Source organism: Acinetobacter sp. V2 (genome assembly GCF_001188385.1).
Classification (GTDB): domain Bacteria; phylum Pseudomonadota; class Gammaproteobacteria; order Pseudomonadales; family Moraxellaceae; genus Acinetobacter; species Acinetobacter oleivorans.
Genome location: NZ_JZFB01000001.1, coordinates 1,727,919 through 1,728,788 on the forward strand (window position 1 = coordinate 1,727,919; position 870 = coordinate 1,728,788).

An 870-nucleotide genomic window follows, 5' to 3' on the forward strand; every position below is an offset into this window, starting at 1 on the left:
CGCCCCATTCCAAAGAACCATCCTTTAATTGCGACAGGCAAAGTCATTAATTTAAGTAAAAATTTAGGTATTTCCGAAGGAAAGATTATTGATGAGGAAGGTAAACTGTATGCCTACGCAACAGCAACCTGCATGATTATTCGTCCCTAAGGATTAAAGGCAGCCTTAAACCGCTGCCTTTTTTATTGAGTAATCTTGGTTATTTGGACGTTCACAAGTTTGCGCAATCACATAAGGTGCCCAAATATTTTTAAGTTGAAGTTCTATAATTTCTTGATGCTCAGTAGACCAAGCTAACACTTTGTTTTTACCCAACAATAACTCCCCTTCCAATTGAAAAATATAGAGAGATTGAGAGGGGTTTAATAATTTCGAGCTTTTTAAAATTTTAAGTGAATTATGCACATTCCATTTAGAACTAAACCAAAGTTGCAATAAATCGCCTAAATATAAATTCTGTTTTTTGAAAGGATAAGCATCAATCCATGCATCTTCTACAGGTGTGTAATAAGATTCTGATTGAGTTAAGACATTAAGATAATTTTGTTGATAAAAATCAAAATTAGAAAAAATAGAAGCGATCGTAAGCGTTTTCATACTTATCTCCGATTTAGCCATTTTAGTGCTGGCAAGTTGGTTTAAATCCACACTGTTTGGATTTCTCCAAACGCTTGTTCTTTCTTGAATCTAGCAATTGACTTTTTAAAGTGCAAGTAATTTCTTAACACAGCACCCAACTGATCAAATAAAAAGCATACAACACAAAAATGAAGTAAACATGACAATTTAGACTTGACCCTTCTCAAAATCTCCTTATAATCGCATGCAGATTCTCCCATAGCTCAGTCGGTAGAGCGACGGACTGTTAAT

The 870-nt window shown here is 34.5% G+C and carries 3 protein-coding genes; 1 reads left to right on the forward strand and 2 read right to left on the reverse strand.

All coding sequences use genetic code 11. From position 1 onward, the window contains the following. On the forward strand, positions 1-150 hold a 150-nt coding region (locus UC75_RS20705; protein WP_416202208.1), incomplete at its 5' end, for a PaaI family thioesterase. Positions 151-165: 15 nt separating this feature from the next. Here UC75_RS20705 and UC75_RS07905 read toward each other — a convergent pair. Continuing rightward, entirely contained in the window at positions 166-597 is a 432-nt protein-coding gene (locus tag UC75_RS07905) for a hypothetical protein (protein WP_049837236.1), read from the reverse strand. Between the two features lie 41 nt (positions 598-638). Beyond that, positions 639-785: a hypothetical protein gene (locus tag UC75_RS18740; protein WP_081399273.1), complete on the reverse strand. Its 147-nt coding sequence runs from the start codon at positions 783-785 to the stop codon at positions 639-641. Between the last annotated feature and the right edge of the window lie 85 nt (positions 786-870).

Excerpts from the sequence above, each read along its gene's own strand:
- UC75_RS07905 (WP_049837236.1), bottom strand. The coding sequence starts at position 597 with ATGAAAACGCTTACGATCGCTTCTATTTTTTCTAATTTTGATTTTTAT.